General features: G+C 68.1%; 11 protein-coding genes. 7 read left to right on the top strand and 4 right to left on the bottom strand.

Features of this window, described 5'->3' with window-relative positions; all coding sequences use genetic code 11:
* On the bottom strand, positions 1-1,371 hold a 1,371-nt coding region (locus RMO04_RS05795), incomplete at its 3' end, for a 3-hydroxyacyl-CoA dehydrogenase NAD-binding domain-containing protein (protein ID WP_309643842.1).
* Positions 1,372-1,545: 174 nt separating this feature from the next.
* Here RMO04_RS05795 and RMO04_RS05790 point away from each other — a divergent pair.
* From RMO04_RS05790 to RMO04_RS05775, 4 genes are all read left to right on the top strand, one after another.
* The gene (locus RMO04_RS05790; RefSeq protein WP_309643841.1) at positions 1,546-2,322 is read left to right on the top strand and encodes an SDR family oxidoreductase; all 777 of its coding nucleotides are present in this window, start codon (positions 1,546-1,548) and stop codon (positions 2,320-2,322) included.
* 61 nt (positions 2,323-2,383) lie between these two features.
* The gene (locus RMO04_RS05785) at positions 2,384-5,470 is read left to right on the top strand and encodes a YdbH domain-containing protein (protein WP_309643840.1); all 3,087 of its coding nucleotides are present in this window, start codon (positions 2,384-2,386) and stop codon (positions 5,468-5,470) included.
* A 35-nt stretch (positions 5,471-5,505) separates the two neighbouring features.
* Positions 5,506-5,685 (top strand): YnbE family lipoprotein, encoded by a 180-nt coding sequence (locus RMO04_RS05780; protein ID WP_309643839.1) that lies wholly within the window; start codon positions 5,506-5,508, stop codon positions 5,683-5,685.
* 10 nt (positions 5,686-5,695) lie between these two features.
* On the top strand, positions 5,696-6,055 hold the full coding sequence (locus RMO04_RS05775; protein WP_309643838.1) for a YdbL family protein: 360 nt from the start codon (positions 5,696-5,698) through the stop codon (positions 6,053-6,055).
* A gap of 59 nt (positions 6,056-6,114) precedes the next feature.
* On the opposite strand, the gene RMO04_RS05770 is transcribed toward RMO04_RS05775, so the two are convergent.
* Positions 6,115-7,860, bottom strand: a complete 1,746-nt coding sequence (locus RMO04_RS05770) for a DUF885 family protein (protein ID WP_309643837.1) — start codon at positions 7,858-7,860, stop codon at positions 6,115-6,117.
* A gap of 167 nt (positions 7,861-8,027) precedes the next feature.
* Between RMO04_RS05770 and RMO04_RS05765 the strand changes: the two genes are divergently transcribed.
* The gene (locus tag RMO04_RS05765; protein ID WP_309643836.1) at positions 8,028-9,425 is read left to right on the top strand and encodes an amino acid permease; all 1,398 of its coding nucleotides are present in this window, start codon (positions 8,028-8,030) and stop codon (positions 9,423-9,425) included.
* Here the strand turns inward: RMO04_RS05765 and rfbD are convergent.
* Positions 9,422-10,315 (bottom strand): dTDP-4-dehydrorhamnose reductase, encoded by an 894-nt coding sequence (gene rfbD, locus RMO04_RS05760; protein WP_309643835.1) that lies wholly within the window; start codon positions 10,313-10,315, stop codon positions 9,422-9,424. The two genes, RMO04_RS05765 and rfbD, sit on opposite strands and share 4 nt — an antisense overlap.
* 259 nt (positions 10,316-10,574) lie before the next feature.
* On the opposite strand from rfbD, the gene RMO04_RS05755 reads away from it, so the two are divergent.
* Positions 10,575-12,146 carry an MATE family efflux transporter gene (locus RMO04_RS05755; protein ID WP_309643834.1) on the top strand — a complete coding sequence of 524 codons (1,572 nt, stop codon included), beginning with the start codon at positions 10,575-10,577 and terminating at the stop codon, positions 12,144-12,146.
* On the opposite strand, the gene RMO04_RS05750 is transcribed toward RMO04_RS05755, so the two are convergent.
* Complete coding sequence (locus RMO04_RS05750; protein ID WP_309643833.1) at positions 12,094-13,314, bottom strand: serine hydrolase domain-containing protein; 1,221 nt, start codon at positions 13,312-13,314, stop codon at positions 12,094-12,096. The genes RMO04_RS05755 and RMO04_RS05750 overlap by 53 nt on opposite strands.
* A 285-nt stretch (positions 13,315-13,599) precedes the next feature.
* Between RMO04_RS05750 and RMO04_RS05745 the strand changes: the two genes are divergently transcribed.
* The coding region (locus RMO04_RS05745; protein ID WP_309643832.1) for an acyl-CoA dehydrogenase family protein at positions 13,600-14,368 on the top strand (769 nt) is incomplete at its 3' end.

The raw sequence follows: 14,368 nt of genomic DNA, 5'->3' as shown, positions 1-14,368 counted from the left end.
GGTGTGGTCGGCGCGGACGATCTCCAGCAGCTTCATCACATTGGCCGGCGAGAAGAAGTGCAGGCCGATGACGCTCTCGGGGCGCTTGGTCACCGAGGCGATCTCGTCGATGTTCAGGCCCGAGGTGTTGGTGGCCAGGATGGCGCCCGGATTACAGATGGCGTCCAGCTTGGAGAAGATGTCCTTCTTGATGTCCATCCGCTCGAACACCGCCTCGATCACCAGGTCGACGTCGGCGTAGCGGTCTTCCATCGAGAGCGAACCGGAGATCAGGGCGCAGCGGTCCTCGACCTGCTGGGCGGTGATGCCGCCGCGCGAGGCGGTGCGCTCATAGTTCTTGCGGATCGTCGCCAGGCCGCGGTCCAGGGGCTCTTGCTTCTGCTCGACGATCACCACCGGGATGCCGGCGTTGGCGAAGTTCATGGCGATGCCGCCGCCCATGGTGCCGGCGCCGATGATGCCGACCTTCTTGATGGGGATCAGCGGGGTGTCGTCGGCGATGCCGGGGATCTTGTTGGCGGTGCGCTCGGCGAAGAACGAATAGCGCTGGGCCGCCGACTGCGGACCGCTCATCAGCTCGTTGAACAGCTTGCGCTCGACCTTCAGCCCCTCGTCGAAGGGCAGGTTCACCGCCGCCTCGATGGTCTGGATATTGTATTCCGGCGCCAGGAAGCCGCGGAACTTGCGTGCGTTGGCCTTGCGGAACTCGGCGAAGATCTCGGGCTTGCCGCGGGCGGCCTCGACCTTCTCGTTCTGGTCGCGGATGCGGGTCAGGGGGCGGTTCTCGGCCAGCACCTTCTTGGCGAAGGCCATGGCGCCTTCCTTGAGCTTGCCTTCCTCGACCAGTTCGTCGGTCAGGCCGCCGGCCAGGGCTTCCTTGGCCGGGACGTGGCGGCCGGAGGTCATCATCTCCAGGGCGCGCTCGGGACCCACCACACGGGGCAGGCGCTGGGTGCCGCCGGCGCCCGGCAGCAGGCCCAGGTTCACCTCAGGCAGGCCGAACTTCGCCGAGGGCACGGCCACGCGGTAATGGGCGCACAGCGCCACTTCCAGGCCGCCGCCCAGGACGGTGCCATGGATCGCGGCGATCACCGGCTTGGGCGAGTCCTCCATCATGCCCTGGACGTCGAACAGCGAGGGGCCGGCCATGGCGCCGCCGAACTCGGTGATGTCGGCGCCGGCGATGAAGGTGCGGCCTTCGCAGATCAGCACGATCGCCTTGGCTGCGGGATCCGCGCCGGCCGCCTTGAAGCCCTCATAGAGACCCTCGCGGACCTTGGCCGAGAGGGCGTTCACGGGAGGGGAGTTGAGCGTGATGACGGCGATATCGCCTTCCAGCGAAAGGTCGGTCACCGAATTGATCTCGGCCATGGGGCGCTTCCTCGACTGATGGAAATGGGCGGCTCGTGAACCTGGCCGCGCTCGGATTCAAACGGTTGTTTATAGTCCCGGCCGGACGCGCGCGAGTCAAAAATCCGTTGGGTTTGCGCGCTCGAAGCACGGGTCTATGAGCGGTAGCAACGATCACCTTAGGGGAAGCAAGAAATGGCTCAGGGACTGTTTTCGCTGGAGGGCCGCGTCGCCCTCGTCACCGGCGGCTCGCGCGGCATCGGCAAGATGATCGCCAAGGGCTTCATCGACCAGGGCGCCAAGGTCTACATCTCCTCGCGCAAGCCCGGCGCCTGCGACGAGACGGCGGCCGAGCTGGGCCCGCAGTGCATCTCCCTGCCCCAGGACGTCGCCACGGTGGAGGGCTGCAAGGCGCTGGCCGAGCGGTTCAGCGGCCTGGAGCCCAAGCTGGACATCCTGGTCAACAACGCCGGCGCCGCCTGGGGCGCGCCCTTCGACGAGTTCCCCGAGAGCGGCTGGGACAAGGTGCTGAACCTGAACCTGAAGTCGCCCTTCTTCCTGACCCAGGCCCTGCACAAGGTGTTGAAGGCCGCCGCCAGCCATGAGCAGCCGGCCAAGGTGATCAACATCTGCTCGATCGATGGCATCCGCCTCAATCCGCAGGAGACCTATTCCTACCATGCCTCGAAGTCCGGCCTGATCTACCTGACCCGTCGCATGGCCGCCGAGTTGATCAAGGACTCCATCAACGTCACCGGCATCGCGCCCGGCGCCTTCGCCTCGGAGATGAACCGGGTGGCCCGCGACCAGGGCGACGAGATCGCCAAGCGTATCCCCTCGCGCCGGATCGGCCGTGACGAGGACATGGCCGCCGCCGCCATCTACCTGGCCAGTCGCGCGGGCGACTACGTGGTGGGCGAGACCATCGCGGTGGACGGCGGGGTGGCCATGGCCACGACCGGCGGCCTCTGACGGCCACGCTTTGGGCGGTTTTGCGTTATCACCTGACGTTCCCTTTGCAGCGTCGTTCAGATTGACCGAAACCGCCCCATCCCCACCGGCTCGAAAGCCCCCGTCCAAGGCCTATGGCCGATGGGCGGTCGGCGTGCTGGTCGTGGCCGTCGTTCTGGCCTTGGCCGTGGCCTACGCCGCCCGTCGCGCCCTGGCGCGCGACGCATTGGTCGGCTGGCTGGAAGCGCGCGGCGTGCCGGCCTCGGTCCAGTTTCGCGACTTCGAGCTGGGCGCTTTTTCCGCGCGCCTGCGGATCGGACCCGAGCGCGACGCCGACGTGACCGCCGAGCTGGCCGAGATCCGCTACGGCTTCACGGGGTTCTGGTCGGGCGAGCCGTTCGGCGTGCGGATCACCTCCGTTGTCCTGCACCGGCCTGTGATCAAGGCCAGTCTGAAGGGCGGCAAGCTCAGCCTGGGCTCACTCGATCCGGTGATCGCCGAGCTCACCCAAAAGCCGCCCCGACGCGATGCGCCGCAGCCCGACATCCAGGTGCGTGAAGGCGTCGTGCGGCTGACCACCGACTACGGTCCCGTTCAGGCGCGGCTCAATGCGCGGTTGGCGAAGGGCAAGCTGACCGCTCTCGACGCCAAGCTCGGCGCCGCGGCGTTGAGCGGGCGGGGCGTGTCGTTGCTGACCGGACCCGGCGATCTGAAGCTGGTCACCACGAGAGGCCGGGTCGATCTGGCGCTGACCTTGCCCGTTCGCCGAGCCGAGGCGCAGGGGTTCTCGGCCAGCGATGCGGACTTGAAGGTCTCGCTGAGCGCGCCCTATCCCGACTTCGACCGCCAGCGCGCCGACGGCGACGTCCGGGCGCGGCTGGACCTGAGCGGCCGGCGGATGGGGCGCGACGGCTTCGAGGCTTCGGCGCCAAAACTGGAGCTCATCTTCGACGGCCGCGCCGCCGGCGCCTTCCCCGCCCTGACCGTGCGCGGCGACTCGGAGGGCCGTCTGGTCGCGGAGGCCGCGGATCTCCCCGGGGCTAAGGCCGGCGGCGTCGATCTCAACCTGCACGCCCACGAAATCCGTTGGACCCGGTCCGGCGGCGAGGCGATCGCGGCCAATCTGTTCGCTGAGGCCAAGATCGCGACCGTGGCGGCGGGCGAAACGCGCCTCTCTCAGCTGGCGGCCAAATTCCAGGGGACGGGCGACTGGACGGCCGGCGTGACTAGAGCCGACCTCGACGGCGGTCTCTCGGCGCGCGGGTCTTGGAACGGGCTGGGCCCGCCGCGAGCCGATGAGCCGGTGGAGACCGTGGCGCTCAAGAAGGCCCTGCGCGGCTTCCGGCTCGAGGCCGCGCAAGTGGCGTTGAAGGTGAAGGGCGAAGACGTCACCGTCGCCCTGGGCGCGTCTGCGACTATGGACACCGACACCGGCGGGCGGGTGGTGCTCGCGTCCGCTGGCGGGCCGCTTTACGCCTCAGGCCAGGGCGGCTTCCAAGTGTCTGTCGCGGGCGGCGGCCTGCCGAGGGCGGACCTGCGGGTCCCGCTCTATCGGCTGACCAGCGACGGCCTCGTCGCCACCACCGCCCTGAAGGCCAGCGGGACGTTCGGCCCGGTCCAGGGCGGGACGCTCGACGCCGCGGGCGAGCTGCGCGTGGCTGGCGCCACCAGCAGCTTCGCCGCCGCCCGCTGCATCCCGGTCGCCGCCCAACGCATCGAGCTTGGGGACAACGATATCGAGGCGCTGGACGGCCGCCTCTGCCCCTCCGGCGCCCCGATGCTCACCCTGGCGGATGGCGGCTGGCGATTGCGCGGACGGGTGCAGGCCGCCAAGGCGGCCGCGCCGTTCCTGGAGGCGCGGATCTCGGAAGCTTCGGCCGACATCGACTTCCGCGGACGCGGCGCGGCGCTGGACGGGGTCGCCCGGATCGGCGCGGCGCGGGTCGATGACACGGCGGCCGAGATGCGCTTCCGCCCGGTCGGGCTCACGGGGGAGGTGGTGGCGGCCAAGGGCGGCTGGACCGGCGCGTTCACCGCCGCTGACCTGGCGGGGCGCAGACTAGGCGAAGCGCGCTTGCGCCAAGCCGCCGATGGCCAGGGTGGCCTGACCTTCGATACGGGCCTGCTGGTCTTCGAGGACGGCGGCCTGCAGCCGGCGAACCTGTCGCCCATGGCCGCCGTCGTCGCCTCGCCCGCCGCCGGCCGCGCCCGTTTCGAGGGCCAGATCGGCTGGGCCGCGGAGAGCTTGTCGAGCCGTGGGACCCTGACCGTCGAGCGCCTGGACTTCGTCAGCCCCCTGGGCCCTGTCGTCGGCCTGGCCGGGCAGATGGCCTTCACCAGTCTCGTCCCGCTCACCGCCGCTCCGGGCCAGACGCTGAAGGCGCAGAGCGTCAACACCCTGGTCCCGCTCACCGACGTGGATGTGCGGTTCGGCCTCGAAGGCGAGTCCCTGACCGTCGAGGGCGCCAAGCTCGCCGTGGGCGGCGGCGCGGTGACCTTCGAACCCTTCACACTGCCGTTCAAGCCGGGCGCGGCCTGGAAGGGCGTTCTGAATTTCGATGGCGTGCAGGTCTCCGACCTCATCGAGGCCTCGCCGTTCGGCGACCGGGTCGACCTGGATGCGCGGCTGAGCGGCCGCGTGCCGTTCGAGGTGACGCCTGAAGGCGTCCGGGTCTCGGGCGGCAAGCTGGCGGCGATCCAGCCCGGGCGCGTCTCGATCCTGCGCGAGGCCCTGATCCCGGTTTCGCAACAGGGCGGGGCGGCGACGGTGGGTGTCGACGGCGCCGCGGGCGAGGGCGCCGCGACGGCCCTCACGGGCGCCCTGGACGCCAAGCCGGCCACCGGCGAGATCAACCCCTTCAGCGAGTTCGCCTACCAGGCCATGGAGCACCTGGCCTTCCAGGCCCTCGACGCGGAGGTCAACAGCCTGCCCGACGGTCGCCTCGGCGTGCTGCTGCATGTGAAGGGCGAACACGCGCCGCCGAAGAAACAGGTGATCCGCCTGTCGATCATCGACATCATCACCCGGCGCTTCATGACCCGCACCCTGCCGTTGCCTTCGGGCACCAAGGTGGACTTGACGCTGGACACGTCGCTGAACCTGGATCAGCTCTTGAAAGACTTCGCCGACTATCAATCGCTGCGTGGTTCACAAGCCGTTCAGCCGTGACCTGAGACCTTGGCCGTGAACTTGGAGACGACGGAATGAAAAGAGCCCCAGCCGCCGCGGCCGCCCTGATCGGCGTCCTCTCCCTGGGCGCCTGCGCCACCATCAAGGTCGAGGTCGCGCCCATCACCATTTACGCCAAGCTGGACGCCGACGTCCGGCTGCGCCTGGACGACGACGTCAAGGCGCTGATCAAGCAGAACCCGAACCTGTTCTAGGATTATGACCATGACCCTCAATCAATGGCTGGCGCCCGTCGCCGTGGCGGTCGGGACCATCACCTTCGCCGGCGGCGCCTTCGCCGACATCGCCGCCTCCAAGGCCATCGTGGACTCCGCCAAGTCCGCCGGCGTGGTGGGCGAACAGAACGACGGATTCCTGGGCTTCGTGAAGGGCGGCGACGCCTCGACCAAGGCCGCCGTCGCCGAGATCAACGCCGGCCGCCGGCAGGTCTATGCCCAGGCCGCCGCCAAGAACGGCGTCACGGTGGAAGCCGCTGGCGTCTCGGCCTTCAAGGCCGTGGTTCAAGGCCTGTTGAAGCCCGGCGAGTACTATCAGAACGCCGCCGGCGCCTGGACGCAGAAGTAGCTTTGAGCGCCCTTCTCCCCTTGCGGGAGAAGGTGCGCTAGTCGTTCCAGTTCCTATCCCTACCGCGCCTTCTCCGCCGCCACCCAGGCGTCGATGCGACGTTCCAGCATGTCCAATGGCAAAGGTCCGGCCAGCAGCACCGCGTCGTGGAAGCGCCGGATGTCGAACCTGTCGCCCAGGTCGGTCTTGGCCTTCTCGCGCAGGCTGACAATCTTCATCTCGCCGGTCTTGTAGGCTAGCGCCTGGGCGGGCCAGGAGACGTAGCGGGCCAGCTCCACCTCGATGTTCAGCGGCGACAGGGCCGAGTTCTCGGCGAAGCACTTGCGCGCCTCGTCCAGGGTCCAGCCCTTCCAGTGCAGGCCGGTGTCGGCCACCAGGCGACAGGCGCGCCACATCTCGTAGCTCAGCCGCCCGAACCGTTCATAGGCGTTGCGATAGATGCCCATCTCGCCGCCCAGCTTCTCGGAATAGAGACCCCAGCCTTCGGTGAAGGCGGTGACGCCCGCCTCGCGGCGGAACGTCGGCACCCCTTCGGCTTCCTGGCCCAGCGCGATCTGCAGATGATGGCCAGGCACCGCCTCATGCAGCGTCAGCGCCGGCAACTCGTAGAGGCCGCGCTGGTCCAGGCTGGCGGTGTTGACCATGTAGCCGCCGGCGATCCCCAGCTTCGGATTGCCGGTGAAGTAGCGGCCGGTGGTGTAGTTCGCCTCGATGTCGGCGGGAACCGGGCGAACGCCGTAGGTGAGGCGGGGCAGGGTGGCGAACCAGGCCGGAAGCTGATCGTCGATCCGCTTGGAAATCTCCGACGCCTTCTCCAGCAGGTCGAGGCGCGAGGTGGCGTAGAACTGCGGGTCCGTGCGCAGGAAGGCCTGGAACTCGGGGAACGTCCCCTTGAATCCGGCCTCCGCGATGACCCCGTCCATCTCCTTGCGGATGCGCGCCACCTCGGCGAGGCCGTTCTGGTGGATCTGGTCGGGGGTCTGTTTGGTGGTGGTGTGGTCCTGCACCAGCCAGGCGTAGTAGCGCTCCCCGTCCGGCAGGGTCCGCGCGCCCAGGGCCTTGCGGCTCTTGGGCAGGTATTCCTTCTCCAAGAAGGTCACGAAGCCGGCCTGGGCCGGACGCACCTTGTCGCGGACCACGATGGTCGCCGCGGCCAGCAGTGCGTCGCGCTCGGTCCGCGGGATGGAGGCGGGCAGGGACTTCAGCGGCGCTAGCATCGGATCGGCGTCGAGGGGCGTCGCGGCCTGGCCCTTGGCGAAGGCCAGCACCTTTTCCGTGGTCGACACCGGCTGGGTGAAGCCGGTCCGGGCGCCGCGACGGGCGTTCTCGATCTCGACGGCGTAGTAGCCGGGGACGGCGTTCAACCTGTCGAGCCAGGCCTGGCCGTCGGCGAGGCTGCGCATGGGGGTCGAGGAAGCAAGATAGCTCATCGTCCAATGGAAGCCGCCGTCGGAGTTGAACGGCATCCGGGCCTCGTCGAAGGACAGGCTGGTCAGCCGTCGCTCGACCAGCCAGGTCAGGAACTCGCGGTTGATCCTGGCCTCGCCGGAGAGCTCGGCCGGATCGATCCCCGCCAGGCGTGTCTTGAATCCCTTCAAGGCCACCGTCCGCGCGGCGTCGGCCTTGGGACTGCCGTCGGGCAGCTTGGAGAGCGCGGCGCGGTCTCCCTGGCCGGCGGCTTCGATCGGATCGTCGGCCAGGCGGAAGGCCTCGTAGTCCGCCACCACCTTGTTCAGGGCCGTGTCGTCGGCGAGGGCCGGGGTCGCGGCGAGAGTCAGGGCGAGGACGGCGAGCGCGCGGCGCATGAGATCACCTTCAGTGTGCGAAGCGGCGCCAAGCTGGAGCACGCGAGGTCCGGCGCCAAGGGCAATTTCGGCTAACACCATTCGCCCATGAGTGAAGAATCACCCCACTTCATTCGCCTCGCGATTAAGGCCATGCTCGCCGCGCAAAAAAACCCGGGGGTCCCGTCATGAGTTTCGTCACACGCCGTAGAACCATGGAGGCCCCCCAGCATGAGGGCGGCCACAAGCTGAAGGCCACCTTGGGCTGGCCTCATCTGATGGCGCTGGGCATCGGGGCGATTATCGGCACCGGCATCTACACCCTGACCGGGGTGGCCGCGGGGCTGGCCGGGCCGGCGGTGATCCTGTCCTTCGCCGTGGCCGGAGCGGTCTGCGCCTGCGCGGCGCTCTGCTACGCCGAGATGGCCACGATGATGCCCCAGGCCGGCAGCGCCTACACCTACTCCTACGCGACGCTTGGCGAGCTTGCCGCCTGGGTGATCGGCTGGAGCCTGATCCTCGAATACACCCTGGTCTGCAGCGCCGTCGCGGTGGGTTGGGCCGGCTATGCCTCGGGCCTGATCCAGCAGGCAGGCTGGCCGATCCCGGCCATGCTGCTGGCTGGCCCCGACGCCGGGGGCCTGGTGAACCTGCCCGCGGTGTTCATCGCCTTGCTGGTCACCGGCCTGCTGCTGCTAGGCACCCGCGAGAGCGCCAACGTCAACTTCGTCCTGGTCTGCGTGAAGCTGGTGGCCCTGGCGGCCTTCGTGGCGCTCACCCTGCCCAGTTTCGACGCCGCCAATTTCACCCCCTTCGCCCCCTTCGGCTACGGCGCCGACCAGATCGACGGGACCAAGTTCGGGGTCATGGGCGCAGCGGCGATCATCTTCTTCGCCTTCTACGGCTTCGACGCCATCTCCACGGCGGCGGAGGAGGCCAAGAATCCCCGCCGCGACCTGACCATCGGCATCGTGGGCTCGATGGCCGCCTGCACCCTGATCTACATGATCGTCGCCGCGGTCGCCCTGGGCGCCTCGCCCTACGACGTCTTCTCCAAGAGCGCCGAGCCCCTGGCCTTCATCCTGAGGGAGATGGACAAACCGTTGGCCGCATCGCTGATCGCCGGCGCCGCGGTGATCGCCATGCCCACGGTCATCATGGTGTTCATGTTCGGCCAGAGCCGGGTGTTCTTCGCCATGGCCCGGGACGGCCTGCTGCCGCGCGGCCTGGCCACCGTCAGCGCGCGCGGCGTGCCGACGGCGGTGACCATCCTGACCGGCGTCATCTCCGCCGTGATCGCCGGCGCCTTGCCGCTGTCGGAGATCGCGGCCCTGGCCAACGCCGGCACGCTCGCGGCCTTCATCGCCACCATCCTGGCCGTCATGGTGCTTCGGAAACGCGCGCCCGATCTGGAGCGCCTGTTCAAGACGCCTTGGATCAACGTCGTCGGACCGCTGGGCCTGATCGGCTGCGTCTATCTGTTCACCAGCCTGACGGGAAAGACGATCGCCTTCTTCTTCGTCTGGAACGCCATCGGCGTGGTGGTCTACCTGCTGTACGGCCGCACGAAGAGCCGGCTGGCCTAGGCGGTCCTCGGCTCCGCGAGTCCGGCCAGGGCGTCTTCCATCGCTTCTTCCCAGGGGCGGAGCTGGATGCCGAACACCCGCTGCATCCGGGCCGAGTCCAGCACGGCGTTCAGCGCCCGCTTGGCCGGGGTCGGGAAGGCGCTGGTCGGCACAGGCTCCATCGGCGGCGGGGACTGGCCGGGATTGGCCATGGCGAAGATCGTCTTCGCCATGCCGTATCGGCTGGCGACGCCGTCATTGACCACGTGCAGCAGACCCCATTCCGGGGCGCCGGCCGGGGCGCGGGTCAGGCGGTCGGCCTGGCTGAGGATGAAGGCGGCCAGGTCGCCGCTGGCGGTCGGTCGGGCCCTCTGATCGTCCACCAGCCGCATCGGCGTTCCCGCCTGCGACGCCTTCAGGAACCACTGCAGGAAGTTCTGGCCGTGCGCGGAGAACAGCCAGGACACGCGGGCCACCAGGGCGCGGTCGCAGGCGCCCAGCACCGCCTGCTCGCCCGCCAGCTTGGAGGCGCCATAGACGTGCAGCGGCTTGGTCGCGTCGTCTTCGACATAGGCGCCGGTCTTCTCGCCGTCGAACACCATGTCGGTGGAGATCTGGATCAGCGGCAGGCCGCGTGCCTGGCAGGCCTTGGCCATGGCCTCGGGCGCGCGGGCGTTGACCGCATAGGCCAGGTCGGGCTCGCTCTCGGCCTTGTCGACGGCGGTATAGGCCGCCGCGTTCAGCACAAGGTCGATGTCGCCGGCCGTCTCGACCGCGCGGGCGATGGCCAGCGGATCGGTCAGGTCGACCTGCGCGCGCGACAGGGCGACCACTTCGACGCCGCCCTCCTGCCGGGCCAGCATCTCACGCGCCAATTGGCCGGTGGCCCCGAACTGCAGGATGCGGGTCATGCTTTGGCCTTGGCGAAGAGGGCGATTTTCATGGGCGTTGTCCTAGGGCATGGCGACGGCATTGCCACCCGAAAACCCGCCGTCGGCGATCGGCGGCGTGCGCCTGCGTCGCTTTTTGGTCTGGCCGACCTCAGTGCGCACTGGGTACAGTCGCCGAGCCTGCTCCCCAGGTGATCATGCCAAGGAAATGCCGACGCCATATTTCAAGGCGGCGGCGGGGCGTCGGGCGGCGCGTATTTTCCGCGCCCTGGGGAGCGCCGTGAGTTCGACGACAGACGATAGGGCGCCCGCGTCCGGCCCCAGACCCGGCGGTCCGCGCGGGATGCAGGACCTGACCACGGGCCCGATCGGCAAGACCCTGATCATGTTCGCCCTGCCGGTGCTGGGCTCCAACATCCTTCAGTCGCTGAACGGCACCGCCAACGCCATCTGGGTCAGCCACATCCTGGGGGAGGCCGCACTCACCGCCACGGTCAACGCCAACAACATCTTCTTCCTGATGCTGGGCGCGGTGTTCGGCATCTCAATGGCCGCCAACCTGCTGATCTCCCAGTCGGTGGGGAGCAAGGACCTGGCCATGGTCAAGCGGGTGGTGGGCTCGTCGATCAGCTTCTTCCTGGTGCTGTCGCTGGGCGTCGGGGTGGCCGGATACCTGCTGACCCCGACGATCCTGAAGATCATGCAGACCCCGCCGGACGCCACGCGCGACGCGATCACCTATCTGCGGGTGATCTTCCTGGCCATGCCGTTCATGTACTTCTTCTCGTTCGTGATGATGGCCCAGCGCGGCGCGGGCGACTCGCGAACGCCGTTCTATTTCTCGCTGGTGGCGGTCGGGTTGGACGTGGTCCTGAACCCGCTCCTGATGATCGGCGTTGGGCCGCTGCCGCGCATGGGCATCGCTGGATCGGCCACCGCCACCCTGATCAGCCAGACGGTCACGCTCATGGCGATGATCATCTACATGTACCGCACCAAATCGGTGCTGATCCTGCGTCCCGGCGAGTGGCACCTGCTCAAGCCGCAGTTCGAGATCATCAGGACCCTGGTGATGAAGGGCTTTCCGATGGCCCTCCAGATGCTGGTCATCTCGGGCGCCGCGGTGGTGATGATCTCCTTCGTCAACGCCTACGGCTCGCAGACCGCGGCCGGCTATGGCGCGGCCATCCAGCTCTGGACCTATATCCAGATGCCAGCCATGGCGCTGGGGGCGGCGGTGTCTTCGATGGCCGCCCAGAATGTCGGCGCCGGCCGGATGGACCGGGTGAACCAGATCGCGTCGCGTGGGGTGATGATCGCCGGGCTGATGACCGGCTTACCCGTGCTGCTGATCTATCTGGTCGAGCCCTATGTCCTGAGGCTGTTCCTGCCGGCGACCAGTCCGTCCCTCCCCATCGCAATGCACATCAACGCCTATGTGCTGTGGGGCTTCATTCCCTTCGGCATGGCATTCGTCCTGAACGGGATCATCCGCGCCACCGGCTCGGTCTGGCCGCCGCTGATCGGCCTGCTGATCTCCATGTGGGTCGTGCGCATCCCCTTCGCCCAGGTGCTGGAGCCGTACATGGGCGCGGACGCCATCTGGTGGAGCTTCCCCTTGGGCTCGATGGTCTCGCTCATCCTGGCCGCCGGCTACTACCGCTTCGGCGGCTGGCGGAAGGCAAAGCTGATGGGCGGCATCCCCCGTGGCTCGGCGCCCGACACCGGCCTCGGCCCACCGTCCCTGGCCGAGGAGAGCGAGGCGGTGGAAGCCGCGGTCGGCCGCCAGCACGAGGACGCTACGGCTGCACCAGGGCCGAATAGACCAAGGTCCGAAGCTCCCGCCGAATAGGATAGGTGCTGGACGGCAGGACCTGGGTCATGAACACGACCTGGATGTCCTCCACCGGATCGATCCAGAACGCCGTCGAGGCTGCCCCGCCCCAATAGTACTCGCCGGGGCTGGAGGTCAGCATCGCCTTGACTGGATCGAAGGTGACCGCGAAGCCCAGGCCAAAGCCGACCCCGGCCATGGCGGCCTCCGAGAACAGCGACCGCGACAGCTTGGTCAGGTCCTGGCCGCCGGGCAGGTGGTTCGACGCCATGAGCTTGAGCGTCTTGGGCGCGATCAGTCGGTGGCCGTTCAGCTCGCCGCCCGCGCCCAGCATCCGGCAGAAGGCCATGTAGTCCTTCGCGGTGGAAACCAGGCCGCCGCCGCCGGAATGGAAGTCGGGCGCCTTGAGATAGGGGCTGGTCTCGGGGTCGTCCTGCAGGGCCAGGCCCCCGGCCGGGGTGGCGTTGTAGCAGGCGGCGAACCGGGCCTGCTGATCGGCGCGCACGCTGAAGCCGGTGTCGGCCATGCCCAGGGGATCGAAGATCCGCTGCTGCAGGAAGGTCTGGAACGGTTGGCCCGAGATGCGCTCGATCAGCACGCCAAGGACGTCGGTGGAGACCGAATAGTTCCAGGCGTCACCGGGCGAGAACTCCAGGGGCAGCTTGGCCAGGTTGTCGACAAAGGCGGCCATGTCGCCTTCGCCCGAGCCGCCGCCGATCTTGATCTTGCGATAGGCGGCGTCGACATTGGTGCGGTTCTGGAAGCCGTATGTCAGGCCCGAGGTGTGGCGCAGCAGGTCGATCATCTGCATGGGCCGCGCCGGCGGCGTGGTCATGAACATCGGCGTCACGCCGGCGGCGAACACGCCCAGGTTCTTCCACTCGGGGATGAATTTGGCGACGGGATCGTCCAGGGCGACCAGGCCTTCCTCCACCAGCATCATGAAGGCGATGCTCGTGATCGGCTTGGTCATCGAATAGATGCGGAACAGGGTGTCGGTGGCGACGGGTTTGCCCCGCTCGCGGTCGGCCATCCCCACCAGGGTCTCATGGACCAGTTCGCCGCGCCGGCTGATCTGCACCTGGGCGCCCGGCAACTTTCCAGAGTCGACGTAGCGGGTCTGCAGGAAGCGATCGAGCTTCGCCAGGCGCTCGCTGGAAAAGCCGAGCTTCTCGGGGCGGGTCATATGGTTTCCTTCCTGGATGTCCTGACCCCCATCGTGCGGGGTCGAAGGCCCTTGTTTCAACTGCAAGTTCTCGCCGAACCCCGATGACGAGCAGGGCGTGGCCTAGAAAATTCGCTTCAAAGAGCCAAGCGGACGTTGCGTCAGGCAAACGACCGTTTGATAATACCCGGAGGCGCCGCGTCCTAAGCGGCTGTTGCGCCGCGATATTTCCGGATGGCGGCGCCCGTTGCCATACCGTTTCTATGAAAAAGCGACCGCGCATGGCGGCGATATGGGAGGCCCTAGATGGCTTGGGATTTTGAAACCGACCCCGAATTCCAGAAAAAGCTCGACTGGATCGAGGACTTCATGCGCGACGAGGTCGAGCCTCTGAGCCATCTGGGCCTGGCGGCCCACGGCCCCCTCGGCCGCGAGAAGTTCATCAAGCCGCTGCAGCAGAAGGTCCGCGACCAGGGCCTCTGGGCCTGTCACCTGGGCCCCGAACTGGGCGGCCAGGGCTACGGCCAGCTCAAGCTCGGCCTGATGAACGAGAAGCTGGGCCGCAACGGCATGGCGCCGACGGTCTTCGGCTGCCAGGCGCCCGACACCGGCAACGCCGAGATCATCGCCCACTACGGCACCGACGCCCAGAAGGAGAAGTACCTCTGGCCACTGCTGAACGGCGAGATCCGCTCGGCCTTCTCCATGTCCGAACCCACAGGCGGCTCCGACCCGCTCACCTTCACCACCCGCGCGGTGCTGGACGGCGACGAATGGGTGATCAACGGCGAAAAGTGGTTCTCCACCAACGCCCGCTGGTCGAAGGTCCTGGTGCTCTACGCGGTGACCGATCCCGACGCTAAGGACCCCTACCGTCGGACTTCGATCTTCCTGGTGCCCACCGACACCCCCGGCGTGGAGATAATCCGCAATGTGGGCGTCGTAGGGCAGGCGCACATTGTTGTAGCGGACATAACCTTCCGAGCCGCCGCCGATCTCGCCGCCGCCGCCGACGCCCACATTGCGGATGATCTCCACGCCGGGGGTGTCGGTGGGCACCAGGAAGATCGAGGTC

This window comes from Phenylobacterium sp., assembly GCF_031412415.1.
In the GTDB taxonomy this organism is placed as follows: Bacteria; Pseudomonadota; Alphaproteobacteria; order Caulobacterales; family Caulobacteraceae; genus Phenylobacterium.
This window is presented reverse-complemented; position numbering and strand designations above follow the sequence as displayed.

Excerpts from the sequence above, each read along its gene's own strand:
- RMO04_RS05790 (WP_309643841.1), top strand. The coding sequence starts at position 1,546 with ATGGCTCAGGGACTGTTTTCGCTGGAGGGCCGCGTCGCCCTCGTCACC.
- RMO04_RS05780 (WP_309643839.1), top strand. The coding sequence starts at position 5,506 with ATGAAAAGAGCCCCAGCCGCCGCGGCCGCCCTGATCGGCGTCCTCTCC.
- RMO04_RS05775 (WP_309643838.1), top strand. The coding sequence starts at position 5,696 with ATGACCCTCAATCAATGGCTGGCGCCCGTCGCCGTGGCGGTCGGGACC.
- RMO04_RS05770 (WP_309643837.1), bottom strand. The coding sequence starts at position 7,860 with ATGCGCCGCGCGCTCGCCGTCCTCGCCCTGACTCTCGCCGCGACCCCG.
- RMO04_RS05765 (WP_309643836.1), top strand. The coding sequence starts at position 8,028 with ATGAGTTTCGTCACACGCCGTAGAACCATGGAGGCCCCCCAGCATGAG.
- rfbD (WP_309643835.1), bottom strand. The coding sequence starts at position 10,315 with ATGACCCGCATCCTGCAGTTCGGGGCCACCGGCCAATTGGCGCGTGAG.
- RMO04_RS05750 (WP_309643833.1), bottom strand. The coding sequence starts at position 13,314 with ATGACCCGCCCCGAGAAGCTCGGCTTTTCCAGCGAGCGCCTGGCGAAG.